Origin of the sequence: Polynucleobacter asymbioticus, assembly GCF_018687575.1 — a bacterium.
Taxonomy (GTDB): Bacteria; Pseudomonadota; Gammaproteobacteria; order Burkholderiales; family Burkholderiaceae; genus Polynucleobacter; species Polynucleobacter asymbioticus_C.
The window spans coordinates 427,629-442,922 of record NZ_CP061297.1 but is presented as its reverse complement, the minus strand read 5'-3'; the positions used below and the strand labels follow the sequence as shown (position 1 = coordinate 442,922).

Annotated in this window: 14 protein-coding genes; 9 read left to right on the top strand and 5 right to left on the bottom strand. The window is 48.2% G+C overall.

The window, feature by feature from the left end; translation table 11 throughout:
- Positions 1 to 150: 150 nt before the first annotated feature.
- Positions 151 to 1,704 carry a DEAD/DEAH box helicase gene (locus AOC19_RS02330; RefSeq protein ID WP_215377257.1) on the top strand — a complete coding sequence of 518 codons (1,554 nt, stop codon included), beginning with the start codon at positions 151 to 153 and terminating at the stop codon, positions 1,702 to 1,704.
- Positions 1,705 to 1,706: 2 nt separating this feature from the next.
- Positions 1,707 to 2,279 carry a chorismate--pyruvate lyase family protein gene (locus AOC19_RS02325; RefSeq protein WP_215377255.1) on the top strand — a complete coding sequence of 191 codons (573 nt, stop codon included), beginning with the start codon at positions 1,707 to 1,709 and terminating at the stop codon, positions 2,277 to 2,279.
- Here AOC19_RS02325 and AOC19_RS02320 read toward each other — a convergent pair.
- Together AOC19_RS02320 and hemC are read right to left on the bottom strand one after the other, a co-directional pair.
- Positions 2,276 to 3,085: a uroporphyrinogen-III synthase gene (locus AOC19_RS02320; protein WP_215377254.1), complete on the bottom strand. Its 810-nt coding sequence runs from the start codon at positions 3,083 to 3,085 to the stop codon at positions 2,276 to 2,278. The genes AOC19_RS02325 and AOC19_RS02320 overlap by 4 nt on opposite strands.
- Before the next feature lie 6 nt (positions 3,086 to 3,091).
- Positions 3,092 to 4,072 carry a hydroxymethylbilane synthase gene (hemC, locus tag AOC19_RS02315; protein ID WP_215377252.1) on the bottom strand — a complete coding sequence of 327 codons (981 nt, stop codon included), beginning with the start codon at positions 4,070 to 4,072 and terminating at the stop codon, positions 3,092 to 3,094.
- 43 nt (positions 4,073 to 4,115) lie between these two features.
- Here hemC and argH point away from each other — a divergent pair, with 43 nt between their 5' ends.
- Genes argH through AOC19_RS02300 form a run of 3 tightly spaced genes read left to right on the top strand, consistent with a single transcriptional unit; the run spans position 4,116 to position 7,620 of the window.
- Entirely contained in the window at positions 4,116 to 5,534 is a 1,419-nt protein-coding gene (gene argH / locus AOC19_RS02310; protein WP_215377250.1) for an argininosuccinate lyase, read from the top strand.
- Between the two features lie 5 nt (positions 5,535 to 5,539).
- Positions 5,540 to 6,091 (top strand): TRAP transporter small permease subunit, encoded by a 552-nt coding sequence (locus tag AOC19_RS02305; protein ID WP_215377248.1) that lies wholly within the window; start codon positions 5,540 to 5,542, stop codon positions 6,089 to 6,091.
- On the top strand, positions 6,088 to 7,620 hold the full coding sequence (locus AOC19_RS02300; RefSeq protein WP_215377246.1) for a TRAP transporter large permease: 1,533 nt from the start codon (positions 6,088 to 6,090) through the stop codon (positions 7,618 to 7,620). The genes AOC19_RS02305 and AOC19_RS02300 overlap by 4 nt, the downstream gene beginning before the upstream one ends.
- A 40-nt stretch (positions 7,621 to 7,660) precedes the next feature.
- On the opposite strand, the gene AOC19_RS02295 is transcribed toward AOC19_RS02300, so the two are convergent.
- The 3 genes from AOC19_RS02295 to AOC19_RS02285 are packed head-to-tail and all read right to left on the bottom strand — an operon-like array spanning position 7,661 to position 11,427.
- Positions 7,661 to 9,928, bottom strand: a complete 2,268-nt coding sequence (locus AOC19_RS02295; RefSeq protein ID WP_215377244.1) for an arginine/lysine/ornithine decarboxylase — start codon at positions 9,926 to 9,928, stop codon at positions 7,661 to 7,663.
- A gap of 48 nt (positions 9,929 to 9,976) precedes the next feature.
- Positions 9,977 to 10,543 carry a dCTP deaminase gene (gene dcd, locus AOC19_RS02290; protein WP_215377243.1) on the bottom strand — a complete coding sequence of 189 codons (567 nt, stop codon included), beginning with the start codon at positions 10,541 to 10,543 and terminating at the stop codon, positions 9,977 to 9,979.
- Positions 10,544 to 10,584: 41 nt separating this feature from the next.
- Entirely contained in the window at positions 10,585 to 11,427 is an 843-nt protein-coding gene (locus AOC19_RS02285) for a formate dehydrogenase accessory sulfurtransferase FdhD (protein ID WP_215378013.1), read from the bottom strand.
- Positions 11,428 to 11,561: 134 nt separating this feature from the next.
- Between AOC19_RS02285 and metG the strand changes: the two genes are divergently transcribed.
- From metG to panC, 4 genes are all read left to right on the top strand, one after another.
- The gene (gene metG, locus AOC19_RS02280; RefSeq protein WP_215377241.1) at positions 11,562 to 13,232 is read left to right on the top strand and encodes a methionine--tRNA ligase; all 1,671 of its coding nucleotides are present in this window, start codon (positions 11,562 to 11,564) and stop codon (positions 13,230 to 13,232) included.
- A gap of 150 nt (positions 13,233 to 13,382) precedes the next feature.
- Positions 13,383 to 13,571, top strand: coding sequence for a DUF3460 family protein (locus AOC19_RS02275; protein WP_215377239.1), 189 nt, complete (start codon positions 13,383 to 13,385; stop codon positions 13,569 to 13,571).
- A complete protein-coding gene (locus AOC19_RS02270) occupies positions 13,564 to 14,433 on the top strand; it encodes a segregation and condensation protein A (protein ID WP_215377237.1) in 870 nt (289 codons plus the stop codon). Before AOC19_RS02275 ends, AOC19_RS02270 begins: the two co-directional genes overlap by 8 nt.
- The gene (panC, locus tag AOC19_RS02265) at positions 14,430 to 15,281 is read left to right on the top strand and encodes a pantoate--beta-alanine ligase (RefSeq protein WP_215377235.1); all 852 of its coding nucleotides are present in this window, start codon (positions 14,430 to 14,432) and stop codon (positions 15,279 to 15,281) included. The genes AOC19_RS02270 and panC overlap by 4 nt, the downstream gene beginning before the upstream one ends.
- Positions 15,282 to 15,294 lie beyond the last annotated feature (13 nt).

The following is a 15,294-nucleotide window of genomic DNA, read 5'->3' as shown; positions in this document are numbered from 1 at the left end:
TATTTCAGCGTACCGTTTAGAAGTTATAAACACCGAAGTTTAAAAAACGCGCTGCCGCCTGTCTGATGGTCGATGCCTTTGACCATCACACTCAATAAAAAACAGAGAGTGTATACACGGAGACATCCCTTGAACGGGATGTGTAATAGCATGACTTTTTCTAAAGAAACCAATCCTACTGGAACTGAGTTCCAGAATTTTGCCCTCGCGGCATCACTCCTTAAAAACGTTGCTGAGCTGGGTTACACCCAAGCTACTTCAGTACAAGCTCAGGTTATTCCTGCTGCTCTTGCTGGTGGTGACTTATTGGTCAGCAGCCAAACCGGTAGCGGTAAAACCGCAGCCTTTTTATTGCCTTTGATTAATCAACTCATCGAAGACAACCCGAATGGCTCACCTGTACCAGGCCGCGCACAACCTAAAGTGTTGGTGCTTTGCCCTACTCGTGAATTAGCTCAACAGGTTGCCGCAGATGCAGTGAACTTAGTTCGTGGCATGAAAGGTATCCGCATTGCAACCGTTATGGGTGGCATGCCTTACGGCAAGCAAATCCAAGCCCTGAAAGGCGCGTTGTTAGTTGTCGCAACTCCTGGTCGTTTACTCGACTTGACCGACAGCAAAGCAATTCGCTTGGATGACGTTAAACAACTCGTTATCGATGAAGCTGATCGCATGCTCGACATGGGATTTGCTGATGATCTTGAGGCAATTGATAAGCGTTGCGCTGCTCGCACCCAAACTTTGATGTTCTCTGCAACTTTTGCTCCAAAGATTATGTCTTTGGCAAACGAGTTGACTACTAACGCCAAACGTATTGAGCTTGCTCATGCTGGTGAAAAGCACGCAAACATTGAGCAGAAGCTCCACTGGGCTGACAGCATGTCACACAAGCATAAATTGCTTGAGCACATTTTGGCTGATGCCTCTTTGGACCAAGCTGTTGTGTTTGCAAGCACTCAAGTTGAAAGCGAAAAAATTGCTGACACATTACGTGCCAATGGTTACGAAGCTAGTGCCTTGCACGGTGCAATGCCTCAAGCTGTTCGTATGCGTCGTCTGGAGTCTTTGCGTAAAGGTCACACCAAGATTTTGGTTGCGACTGACGTAGCGGCTCGTGGTATCGATGTACCACGTATTAGTCACGTGATTAACTTTGGCTTACCAATGAAACCAGAAGACTATACGCATCGTATTGGTCGTACTGGTCGTGCGGGTCGCAATGGTGTTGCTATCACTTTGGTTGAACATCGTGATCGCGCCAAGATTCGCAATATCGAACGCTTTACACAGCAAGATATCGTTGCCTCAGTCATCGCTGGCTTAGAGCCACAAGCCAAGCCTAGCTTTGGTGGTGGCGGTGGTCGCCCAGGTGGCGGTCGCTCTGGTGGCGGCTTTGGCGGCGGCAATCGCTCTGGTGGTGGCGGTGGTCGTTATGGTTCAGGCGCTCGTTCAGAGTCTCGTTCTGGTGGCGGAGGCGGTGGCAATCGCTCAGGCAATCATTTTGAATCTCGCTCTGGTGATTCCCGTCCATCTGGTGACTCACGTCCTGCTGGTGGTAACCGTTTTGCTGATTCACGCCCTGCACGCTCAGGTGACTCACGTCCTGCTGGTGGTAATCGCTCTGGTGACTCACGTCCGTCCGCTGGTCCACGTTTTGCTAAACCCAAAACTGGCGGTCAACGCAGAAGCTTTAGCGGCAACTAAAAATGCTTCACCGTCGTCGTCTCCGTTCTGCATGGAATCGAGTCGATTCCGGTGAACTGCATCAAGCGCCACGCGAGTGGCAGCCTTGGCTCAGTGATACTGGTTCTTTAACCCAAAAAATTGAACGTGCAATCGGACAGAAGCTAGAAGTACTAGTGCTGCGAGATTGCCGCCAAAACCTGAATAGCGACGAAAGTCGCTATTTTCATTTCAGAATCAAACGTTGTCGTATTCGAGAGGTACTGCTTTGTGCTGACGGCATCCCGCTAGTGATGGCACACAGCATCATCCCCACCAGCAGCTCAAGCGGTAGCAATCATGAGGTTCTGCGCTTAGGCAAGAAGCCATTAGGCGCTGTACTCTTTGCCAAAACACGCATGCACGCTAAAAAGAAACCGCTCCGTGAAATTGCTCGCTTAGATAAACAAAGCGTCTTATGGAAAAAATGTTTTCAGCAATATCCAGAGCTCCCGACAGTGAGTTGGGCAAGACGTACGCTATATCAACTTAAAGGGCGCCCACTCTTAGTGAGCGAAGTATTTCTGCCGGCTTTGCTCAACTACCACCGCAATTAAATAGCTAGCCAAGCTTGGGATGCAGCAATCAGAGCTTCATCTCCAGGCTCACAGGTAAACACCTCACCAAAACCAATTTGCTCTGCAGTATCGGTAATATTGTGATGCGGGCAAATGGCAGTTGCGAGATCGAGTGGCAATTTTGCCTGGCCTAAATAGCGCACTGCCTCAGAGGAGGTCAGAAGCCAAAGAGATTGTGCAAAATCCATCTCATGGATTGCATTCCAGGCAGGACTGTTGAGATCTAAGGGTACGCGTGCATAAACTGAGAATGCCTCAACTTGCACACCAGCATTTTTTAAAGTATCAGCTAGCCAATCGCGGCCACCTTCACCTTTGAAAATAATGACTTTCTTGGTGGACCAATCCCAGCCCAGCTTCTGTAGTTCAGCCCACAAGCCCTCTGAATCCCACTGCGCATTATTCTGAGGAAGAATGACTTCTGTGGGATTGCCCTCTATACCAATTCCATGATTTTTGAGGGCGGACATGCTACTACCCCCCATCACCCCAATTGGCAACGGCTGGTCAGAGAAACCCTGCCAAGATTGCTCGAGTAATCGCATCGTGCATTCAATGGCATTCGGACTCACGAAGATGGCTAAGTCTGCCGTCTTGAGTGCGATCTTGATCTGCCCTACCAACACATCATCACCCCTCGGGGCAATCGTCAGTAAGGGTAAGGAAATAATCTTAGGTGCACTTTCTGAAGTAAAGCCACTCTTGAGCAGGCTTGCCTGAAGCGCTTCCGACAATTGACGTGCCTGTCCGCTAGGACGGGTAATGACAATGGTCTTATTACTCATGGAGTTTTACTTAGGCAAACCGTTAGGCAATAAACGCTCAGCGCCTTGAGAAATCAGATCACGCGCTACAGAAAGACCTAGCGCTTCAGCATCTTGCAAACTCTTCACAGTGCCCTGTGCGCTAGCCAAACAACTTGCGGTGCCATCGACACTGGCAACAAAAGATCGAATGTTCATGTGATCTTGATCCCAGGTGGCATAGGCAGCCAAAGGCACTTCACAAGAGCCACCTAATTGGCGTGACACCATACGCTCAGCAGTCACTGCATAGAGGGTTGGCAGGTCATTGAGTGGCGCAAGCCACTCTTTAATATTGGGATGCTGACTCAAAGTTTCGATACCGAGCGCGCCCTGCCCAGCAGCCGGCGTATAAGGATCAATCGGCAGTTGTGCACGAATACGACTCTCCAAACCTAATCTCTTGAGACCGGCGGCAGCCAAAATAATGGCCTGATATTCACCACGATCGAGTTTGCCCATGCGAGTGTCTAAATTGCCACGCAAAGGCTGGATCACTAAATGCGGAAACTTCGATCTCAGTACTGACTCACGCCGCAAGCTGGAGGTGCCGACCACGGCACCTTTTGGCAAATCTTCTAGGCTGGCGTAGTCATTTGAGACAAAGGCATCATGCGCATCTTCCCGTGCCATGACGCAGGACAAATTAAAACCCTCAGGCATGACCATGGGCACATCCTTCAGGGAGTGCACCGCCAAATCAGCTCGACCATCCTCTAGAGCGGTTTCGAGTTCCTTCACAAATAAGCCCTTACCACCCACCTTAGAGAGGGCCTTATCCAGTATTTGATCACCTCGGGTAGTCATTCCCAGGATCTGGACGTCACAAGCTGGATAGAGCCTTTTAAGACAATCTCGGACGTGTTCAGCCTGCCACATAGCGAGTCGACTCTCACGGGAGGCGATTACCAGGCGCTGAGGGGCGCCAGATTTGGGGGAGGTAGAGCTGGAAATGGGGGTTTGGGACATAACATTTAAAATAATCAAAGACCTACACCAATATACTGCGTTTATGAGCTCATCAAAAAATTCCCTTTCTAACAAAGCCCAAGCTTGGTCAGCGCGTTTTAACGAACCCGTTGACGAACTGGTACAGCGTTATACCGCTTCCATTGGCTTTGATCAACGTTTTGCCTTAGTCGATATTGCCGGCTCCTTAGCGCACGCTGAGATGCTAGCCGCCCAAAAAATTATCAGCGCCCAAGATTTAGCAGATATCCAAAAAGGCATGGCTCAGATCAAAGGTGAAATTGAGGCTGGAGAATTCAACTGGCAACTCGCCTTAGAAGATGTACACCTGAATATCGAAGCCCGTCTCACTGAATTGGTGGGTGATGCTGGCAAGCGTCTTCATACTGGTCGCTCACGTAATGACCAAGTAGCTACAGATTTGCGTCTTTGGTTACGTGGGAGTGTTGATCAAATCGCTGCCACCCTCAAAACTTTACGCATCGCCTTGCTCGATCTTGCAGAGACACACTCTGCCACGATCATGCCTGGCCATACTCACTTACAAGTAGCGCAACCAATTACTTTTGGTCATCACTTGATGGCTTATTACGAAATGTTTAGTCGTGATGCTAGCCGCCTATCAGATCTTCGCGCCCGCTTCAATCGACTGCCGCTAGGTGCTGCCGCTTTAGCCGGAACAACTTACCCAATTGATCGCGAGCAGGTGGCCAAGATTCTAGGCTTTGATGGCATCTGCAATAACTCGCTTGATGCGGTATCGGATCGCGACTTTGCGATTGAATTCTGTGCGTTCGCATCTATTTTGATGATGCATGTATCTCGCCTATCTGAAGAGCTGGTGCTATGGCTTAGTCCACGCTTTGGTTTTATCGATCTACCGGATCGCTTCTGCACCGGCAGCTCGATCATGCCGCAGAAAAAAAACCCCGATGTACCTGAATTAGCTCGTGGAAAAACTGGTCGCGTATATGGTGATTTGATTTCTTTATTAACTTTGATGAAGAGCCAGCCATTGGCATACAACAAAGATAACCAAGAAGACAAAGAGCCTTTGTTTGATGCAGTTGATACCGTACAAGATACATTGCGCATCTTTGCTGACATGGTTCCGCACATACAAGTCAAAGCGGATGTGATGAAAGCTGCTGCTGAAGAAGGTTTCGCCACTGCAACTGACTTAGCTGATTACTTAGTTAAGAAAGGCTTGGCTTTCCGTGATGCTCATGAAGCAGTGGCTCATGCTGTGAAAGCCTGCGTTGGTCGCAATTGCATGCTCACCGACCTCAGCCTGCCTGAATTGCGCTTTGCTTGCGGCTTAGACAATCGTCCTGAGTTAATGGGTGACGATGTCTTTGCCTTGCTGACCGTAGATGGTTCTGTGAATTCTCGCCAACATGCTGGCGGTACAGCTCCAGCGCAAGTGCTGGCTGCAATCAAACGGGGTCGTGCAGATCTCTAAATTGCATGGGCTTTTGGGGAACGCTCTCAACAGGAATTGATCGTCTAAATCAATTCCTGGGCAAGATGGCCAGCATCATGATATTGCTATCTTGCGTCGTATCGGCCACCAATGCCCTACTCCGCTACAGTCTAGATATCAGCAACAACTGGCCACTGGAATTACAGTGGTACCTCTTTGCTGCTGCTGTCATGCTGGGTGCCGCATACACTCTCAAACGCAATGAACATGTTCGAGTCGATTTAATTTACTCGCAGCTTTCGGATCGCGGACGTCTTTATATCGACCTCTTTGGTTTGACTGTCTTTTTGATGCCAGCCTGCATATTATTTACATGGCTATCTTGGACGACGTTGTTTTATCCCTCATGGTTAGTCTCAGAACATTCACTCAATGCAGGCGGTTTATCGCGCTACCCCATTAAGTTTGTACTACCTTTTGGTTTTTTCATGCTGAGCCTTCAAGGCCTATCGGAAATGATTAAACGTATTGGCGCCCTCAAAGGTAAAGAGACATTGCCTGCCGCCGATCTCCATTATGAAAAGCCCCTGCAATGATTCCGCTTGAATGGATGCCACCGCTCATGTTTGGCGGACTCATTGTGTTTATGTTGATTGGCTTTCCGGTAGCTTTTTCTTTGATGGCTGCAGGATTATTTTTTGCTGGTATTGCAATTGCTGAGAATTTCTTTGGCATGCCGTTTTTGCAAGCCATTCCTCAGCGCATCTTTGGTAGTGTACTTGCCAATGATCTCTTACTAGCAATTCCTTTCTTTACTTTCATGGGCGCCATCCTAGAACGTTGTGGCCTTGCCGAAGAAATGCTGGACTCTATGGGGCAGCTCTTTGGGCGTATTCGGGGTGGTCTTGGTTACTCAGTGATTATTGTGGGATTCATTCTCGGGGCGATTACTGGCACTGTAGCTGCTCAGGTGATCGCTATGGCTATGATCTCTCTGCCAGTGATGATGCGTTATGGCTACAACATGCGCTACGCTACAGGCGTTTTAGCGGCTTCTGGGACGATTACCCAGCTAGTGCCACCCTCTTTGGTGTTGATTGTGTTGGCTGACCAGTTAAAGACTCAAAGCGGCAGCGCTGATGTGGGCAGCATGTATCTCGGCGCTTGGGGTCCTTCGCTACTGCAAATCGGTCTTTTTGCCCTCTATACATTCTTCCTCTCTCGTTTTAGACCCGACTACTTACCGGCCGCCCCAGAAAACGAACTTACCCTTAAGGGCTTGGCGCTCTGGAAGAAGTGCCTCATGGGGATCATTCCCTCGGCAGTGCTGATTTTCTTGGTGCTGGGAACCATCATGACCGGTATTGCCACCCCCACTGAATCTGGTGCGATGGGTGCAATGGGTGCATTACTTTTAGCCTGGATACGTAGGGCAAGCATTCCTAATCTCAGGGGATTGATACAAGAGGCCTATCAAAACACCATGCGCATTACTGCGATGGTCATCTTCATCTTGATTGGCTCCACCTGCTTCTCGGTTGTCTTTCAGGGAGTTGATGGCGGTCACTGGGTAGAGGAGTTATTTTCCAATCTGCCAGGCGGCTGGGTTGGATTCTTGGTAGCGGTAAATCTGTTTGTTTTCTTTTTGGCGTTCTTCTTAGACTTCTTTGAAATCGCCTTCATCGTAGTGCCGCTACTTGCACCAGTCGCAGTCAAACTGCTTGCACCAGTATTGCTCGCCTCCATGAATGGCAATCCCCAGGCAGCCGCCAGCGCTGCACTAGTGTGGTTCGGCGTCATACTCTGCGTCAATATGCAAACCTCATTTATGCATCCACCTTTTGGATTTGCGCTGTTCTATTTGCGTGGCGTTGCGCCAAAAGAAGTCAAGAGTAGCGATATCTACTGGGGTGCATTACCTTGGGTTGTCCTGCAACTCATCATGGTAGTAATTGTGGCGGCATTTCCAGCGCTAGTGACTACCCTCCTGGATAAGCCTGCAGCAGTAGTGGAGAGTCAAGACTTTAATTTCACTGAGGGTGATGAGCTTAAATCTGAGGCACCTGTAAGCAAAGTGGATGAAGATGCACCGGTAGTTTTTCAACTAGATAAACCAGGTAAATAAAAAACCACCCATAGGTGGTTTTTTATTAAGCAGTCGTTAATCACAGGGTGATATCTGGCTCTTGTCTCACACAATCAACGTAATACTCACTGCGTCCATCGATATCTGCTTTGACCAAACCATGAATATCAGTTTCAAAGCCCGGGAATTGCTCATTGAAGTCACGGGCAAAGTAGAGATAGTCAATGATGCGTTTATTAAAGCGCTCACCTGGGATCAATAATGGAATACCTGGAGGGTACGGAGTAACCAGCATCGCAGTAATGCGGTCTTCCAGTTGATCCAAAGGCACGCGATCTACTTTTTTATGCGCCATCTTCGCCCAAGCTTCTGAAGGCATCATCGCTGGCACCATGTCTGAGGTATACATTTCCGTGGTCATGCGGGCTACGTTACGGCTCTTGTAGAACTCATGGATCTGCTGACAGATATCCTTCAAACCAACACGCTCATAGCGCGGATGTTTCGCAACGAATTCTGGCAATACTTTCCACAAAGGAGCGTTCTTATCAAAGTGGTCTTTAAATTGCTGTAACTCAGTTACCAAAGTATTCCAGCGACCCTTGGTAATGCCGATGGTGAACATAATGAAGAAGGAATACAAACCGCACTTCTCTACGATCACGCCGTGCTCAGCTAAGTATTTAGTAACAATACTCGCCGGGATACCCATAGAACCGAAGTTACCCTCAACATCCAAACCAGGCGTCACTACTGTCGCCTTGATGGGGTCAAGCATATTGAAATCTTTGGCAACATTACCAAAATCATGCCAGCTAGCATTGGGCTCCAAAATCCAATCTGAACGTTCGCCAATACCTTCTTCAGTGAGATGATCTGGACCCCAAACCTTAAACCACCAGTCCGCGCCAAACTTATCATCCACCTCACGCATTGCGCGACGGAAGTCCATGGCCTCTGCGATAGATTCTTCAACCAGGGTAGTGCCGCCAGGAGATTCCATCATGGCAGCAGATACGTCGCAAGAAGCGATGATGGCGTACTGTGGACTGGTAGAGGTATGCATTAAATAGGCTTCATTGAAGCAATCGCGATCGAGCTTATGCTCTTCTGCATCCTGCACCAATACTTGCGAAGCTTGTGAGAGGCCAGCCAATAACTTGTGAGTGGATTGGGTAGCAAACATCAAGCTCTTCTTAGTACGCTTGCGATCATTGCCAATAGCATGCATGTCTTTGTAGAAAGGATGGAATGCGGCATGCGGCAACCAAGCTTCATCAAAATGCAATGAATCCACTTTGCCATCGAGCATGTCTTTAATCATCTCGACGTTGTAAACAATACCGTCATAAGTACTTTGCGTGAGGGTCATCACGCGAGGCACGACATTCTTATCCTTAATGAATGGATTAGCATCAATTTTCTTCTTGATGTTTTTCCACTCAAATTCTTCTTTTGGAATCGGACCAATAATGCCAAGGTGATTACGCGTTGGCATCAAGAAAATCGGGATTGCACCCATCATTGTGATCGAATGAATGACTGACTTGTGGCAGTTTCGGTCCACCAACACGACGTCGCCAGGGGCAACAGTTGAGTGCCAAACAATTTTGTTGGATGTGGATGTGCCATTGGTTACAAAGAACAAATGATCCGCATTGAAGATGCGCGCAGCATTGCGCTCGCTCTGCAAGACAGGTCCAGTATGGTCTAGCAACTGACCCAACTCTTCCACTGCGTTACAGACGTCAGCGCGGAGCATATTCTCACCAAAGAATTGATGAAACATACGGCCTACTGGGCTCTTTAAGAAAGCCACGCCACCTGAATGACCTGGGCAATGCCAAGAGTAAGAACCTTCAGAGGCGTAATTAGTGAGCGCGCGGAAGAATGGTGGCGCCAAAGAATCTAGATAGACCTTTGCCTCACGAATAATGTGACGCGCCACAAACTCAGGTGTGTCTTCATTCATATGAATGAAGCCATGCAACTCACGCAGAATATCGTTTGGCATATGGCGTGAAGTGCGAGTCTCGCCATACAGGAAGATTGGAATATCTTCATTACGCTTACGCACTTCGGTAATAAATGCGCGTAAGTTGTTTAATGCGGGCAAGTCATGATCTTCAGAGTCTGAAACAAACTCTTCGTCATCAATCGACACAATAAAGCTGGAGGCCCGGGAGGCCTGCTGCGCAAAGGATGTCAGATCACCGTAGCTAGTTAAGCCAATCACCTCCATACCTTCGTTTTCAATGGCTTCCGCTAAGTCGCGAATACCCGAACCTGAAATATTTTCAGAGCGAAAGTCCTCATCAATAATGATGATTGGAAAACGAAATTTCATGAGCACCCTTTTGAGTCGCCAATATGGCGATGAAGCAAATTAAGCAGATTAAGTCTTCGGCAGAGTCACGCCAACTTGGCCTTGATACTTACCGCCACGATCTTTGTACGATGTGCCACATACTTCATCGCTTTCAAAGAACAGAACTTGTGCACATCCCTCGCCGGCATAAATCTTGGCAGGCAAAGGAGTTGTATTAGAAAACTCGAGTGTGACGTAACCTTCCCACTCAGGCTCGAACGGAGTGACGTTCACAATAATTCCGCAACGTGCATACGTACTCTTACCAACGCAAACCGTTAATACGCTGCGTGGGATCTTGAAGTACTCAACAGTTCTTGCCAATGCAAAAGAGTTGGGCGGGATGATGCAAACTGAGCCCTTGAAATCAACAAACGATTGCTCGTCGAAATTCTTAGGGTCAACAATGGTGCTATTGATGTTCGTGAAAATCTTGAACTCATCAGCGCAACGAATGTCATAGCCGTAGCTTGAAGTGCCATAGCTCACAATTTTTTGCCCGGCAGCATCTTGGCGGACCTGCCCAGGTTCAAATGGGCTGATCATGCCTTGCTCGCCCATGCGGCGGATCCAGTGGTCAGATTTAATAGTCATGGCCGAATTGTAAAACCATCGCAGGCCATATGCCCACGAATTTACGAGGTAACTGATGGAGAGGTAAAAATCACCCTCTCAGGGGCATTGAAGATCTCAAAATGCTTCCCCGAACAACGGGATAACAAGGTGAGATTGGTTTTGCGGGCGAGCTCCAGGCCCATCAGGGTCATGCCAGAACGGGTCATCAAGAAAGGAATACCCATCTGAGCCCCTTTAATGACCATCTCCGAGGTAAGGCGCCCAGTAGTAAAGAAGATCAAGTCTTTGCCCGGCTTGTCAGCCAGCCACATCAGACCAGAAATGGAGTCAACAGCGTTATGACGCCCAACATCCTCAATAAAGTGTAGAAGTCGGACGCTGTCATTACCTTCGCGCTCAAAAACAGCACAGGCATGGACGGAGCCGGATTTCTTATAAATCGTATCGTGTACCCGAATGCTATCGATCAGGGCCACTATTGCCTCTTGGGTTAATTGAGGGCCATCTGGCAATCTAATCTCGGCCATCTCCTCAATCAGACCTCCAAACATCGTGCCTTGCCCACAACCCGTAGTCACCACGCGCTTGCTGGTAAGGGCATCGATGTCCACCGTGCTGCGATGAGTCTTGACTGCCGCTGAATCGGTCTCCCAGTCGACCTGAATGCTCGCAATATCGTCCGGTGACTCCACAAGGCGTTGATTGCGCAAATAGCCCAGAACCAGAGCCTCCGGGGCACTCCCCAAGGTCATCAGGGTGACAACTTCCCGCTTATCGAGATAGATGGTGAGAGGGCGCTCCCCAGGAATATGGGCGGTCTTAATACGTCCCGCCTCATCCATGATCTGCACCTCGTGCACCAAGGGCACGGAAGCGTGAGACATCTGAATGTTGTGGGGCAAAGCCATAAAACGCCTCTTAAATAGGTTCAATTCGGTATTAACTTTAACCGCAGACTAAAATTACTGCTGAAGTGGAGGCTCAAGCCCCATAATCCTGTATTCCCATTTGTTGAATATTTCTATTTTAAGTACGCATGAGTAGCCCCAAACGTCGCTTGCTAGTTACCTCCGCCTTGCCTTACGCCAATGGCCAGATTCATATTGGGCATTTGGTGGAGTATGTCCAGACTGATATCTGGGTGCGCTTTCAGAGAATGCGTGGTCATGAAGTGCACTATGTTGGCGCTGATGACACCCACGGTACTCCGATCATGTTGCGCGCTGAAAAAGAGGGTCTCACTCCGCAAGAGCTCATTGCCAATGTTTGGAAAGAGCACAAGCGCGACTTCGATGATTTCTTAATCTCGTTTGATAACTACTACACCACCGATAGTCCTGAGAATGAAAAACTCTCTCAAAGCATCTATCTCAAGTTGCGTGATGCCGGTCTAATTGAAATGCGCTCGATTGAGCAAGCATACGACCCAGTTAAAGAAATGTTCTTGCCCGATCGTTTCATCAAAGGCGAGTGCCCTAAATGTGGCGCCAAAGATCAGTACGGCGACTCCTGCGAAAAGTGTGGGGCAACTTATTCTCCAACGGATTTGAAAAATCCGTTCTCTGTAGTGAGTGGCGCAACCCCCATTAAAAAAGTTTCCGATCATTACTTCTTCAAACTGTCGGACCCTCGCTGTGAAACTTTTTTGCGTGAATGGACTCAAGTAAAAACGCCACTTCAACCCGAAGCTCGCAATAAGATGAAAGAGTGGGTTGGACAACCTGGAGATAGCAAGCTCGGTGACTGGGATATCTCCCGTGACGCTCCCTACTTTGGCTTTGAAATCCCCGATGCACCCGGCAAGTATTTCTATGTTTGGCTTGATGCGCCGATTGGCTACTACGCCAGCTTCCTCAACTACTGCCAGAGCAAGGGCTTGGACTTTGAGGAGTGGGTTAAGCCCGATACAACTACCGAGCAATATCACTTTATCGGTAAAGATATTCTGTATTTCCATACACTCTTTTGGCCTGCAACGCTGCACTTTGCAGGCTACCGAACACCGACCAATGTATTTGCTCATGGCTTCCTCACTGTTGATGGTGAAAAGATGAGTAAGTCTCGTGGTACTTTAATTTCTGCTCATAGCGTGATTGAATCGGGTTTTAATCCTGAATGGTTCCGCTACTACTTTGCAACGAAACTGAATGACAGCATGGAAGATTTAGATTTAAATCTTCAAGACTTTGTTGCTCGAGTGAACAGCGATTTATTGGGCAAATACATTAATATCGCGAGTCGCAGCGCTGGCTTCTTGGTGAAGCGTTTTGGCGGAGTCGTTTCTGATGCAGCAATGAGCAATCCACTGCTTGCTGATATTGGATCGGCTAGTGAAAAAATTGCCGAGCTTTATGAAGCACGTGAATATGCAAAAGCATTGCGTACGATCATGGAGCTGGCAGACAAGGTCAATGCCTTTGTGGATGAAAACAAGCCTTGGGAAATCGCCAAGGATCCAGAGCGTGAAGCTGACTTACAACGAGTCTGCAGCATCACCCTAGAGGCATTCCGTTTACTGAGCCTGTATCTCAAGCCAGTGCTACCTCAAGTCACAGCCGGGGTTGAAGACTTCCTCTCGGTCCCAGCCATGAGCTGGAATGACGTTAAAACGCCCCTTTCCAGCCAAAATCCGATCAAACCCTACAAACACCTCATGACGCGCGTTGAAGCGCCTCAAATCGAGGCTTTGTTGGCTGCAAACCTCTAAAAACAAGCTAAAAAGAGCTGTTTTCTTGGAATTAGCCAAAAAGTCGGCAGGTTTGTAGGAAAAATCGTTAATAATGATGGGCTAGGCAGTTTGTTGCCCTGCAGTTATTTTCATAAGTTATTGAATTAATTAAGAATTTTAGGAAATATGATGGCTAGATATACATCCGAATTCACCCAGTTCTTGAATGAGCTTAAATCCGAGAAACCACATCTCGAAGCGGGCCAGCAAGCTGGTCGCGCACTCCTTTGGGATAAAGAGCCTTTGACCGTTGAAGATCAACGTCGCGCCAAGGAAGCTAAATTAAAGCAACGCCCTTACGTGTATTCGAATGACTGAGTTAGGAGCTGAGCCAGGCGCTCAATCCGAGTTATTAGATAGCACCCCATCGGTCACCGATGGCATGTCTTCGGCATTCGCCAAACTCTATGGCGAGCCTTTATTTAAGCTCCCCACTGACCTCTACATCCCACCTGATGCGCTAGAGGTTTTTCTAGAGGCATTTGAAGGACCGCTTGATCTTTTGCTTTACTTGATTCGTAAGCAGAATTTCAACGTACTTGATATTCCGATGGCGCAGGTAACCCAACAGTATCTAAGCTACATCGATCAAATCCGCCATCACAACCTAGAACTCGCTGCCGAGTACTTATTGATGGCCGCCATGTTGATTGAAATTAAATCTCGCATGCTACTGCCGATGAAGAAGGCAGATAGCGATGAAGAGGTGGAGGATCCACGCGCTGAACTGGTTCGTCGTCTCTTGGAGTACGAGCGCATGAAGCTAGCCGCTCAAGAGCTAGATCAAATTCCACAACAAGGGCGTGATTTCCAAATTGCCCATGGTTACGTTGATACCACCGTTGCAGTCACATGGCCTGACGTCAATCAAGATGATTTACAAATGGCCTGGCGTGATGTGCTTCATCGTGCAAAACTGAATCAGCACCACACCATTACTCGCGAAGAACTCTCTGTGCGTGACTTTATGACGCGCATTTTGCGTCGCTTACAAAATACGCGCTTTGTAGAATTTGGTGAGTTATTCGAAGAGGCCATTAAATCTGGTAAAGGTATTCCAGTAGTGATCGTGAACTTCATTGCCATGCTCGAGCTCTCACGCGAAGCTTTAGTTGAGATCACTCAAGCAGAACCGTACGCCCCAATCTACGTTCGTCTCGCCTATACGCCTGTTGCATGAAAATAATTAGTGACATACAGGAGTTGCGCGACCATTTGCGTGGACAAAATCGTGCTTCCTTTGTGCCGACGATGGGTAACCTCCACGAAGGTCACTTATCCCTCATGCGCCTTGCCAGGCAACATGGCGATCCAGTAGTAGCCAGCATCTTCGTGAACCGTCTGCAGTTTGGTCCAAATGAAGATTTTGATAGCTACCCACGCACCATGCAGGCAGACATTGATAAGCTTGAAAAAGAAGGTGTCTACATCCTGTTTGCACCAACTGAGCGTGACTTATATCCTCAGCCTCAAGAGTACCGTGTAGACCCACCACAACAACTAGGCGATATTCTTGAAGGCGAGTTCCGTCCTGGCTTTTTTAAAGGGGTCTGTACTGTTGTACTCAAACTTCTATCTTGCGTACAACCCAAAGTCGCCGTATTTGGAAAAAAAGATTACCAGCAGCTGATGATTATTCGTCAAATGGCTAAGCAATTTGCATTACCCGTAGATATCATTCCAGGTGAAACCATTCGCGCTGAAGATGGTCTTGCCCTCTCATCTCGCAATGGCTACCTCTCGGTTGAAGAACGTGCAGAGGCGCCTGAATTACAAAAAGCATTGAGGGAAGTTCGTGCACGCGTACTTGATTTGAGTGAGCGCAATACGCACTCGCTAATTGAGATTGAAAAACTTGCAGTAAATCTTCTCACTGGACGTGGCTGGCAACCAGACTACATCGCAATTCGCCAACAAAGCGATTTAGCTCCAGCCTCGAATGAAAGTCTTCAGGCTGGCGAACCGCTAGTGATTCTGACAGCTGCCAAGCTTGGCAAAACACGCTTGATTGATAACCTAGAGATTTAATTCCAGCTGGATG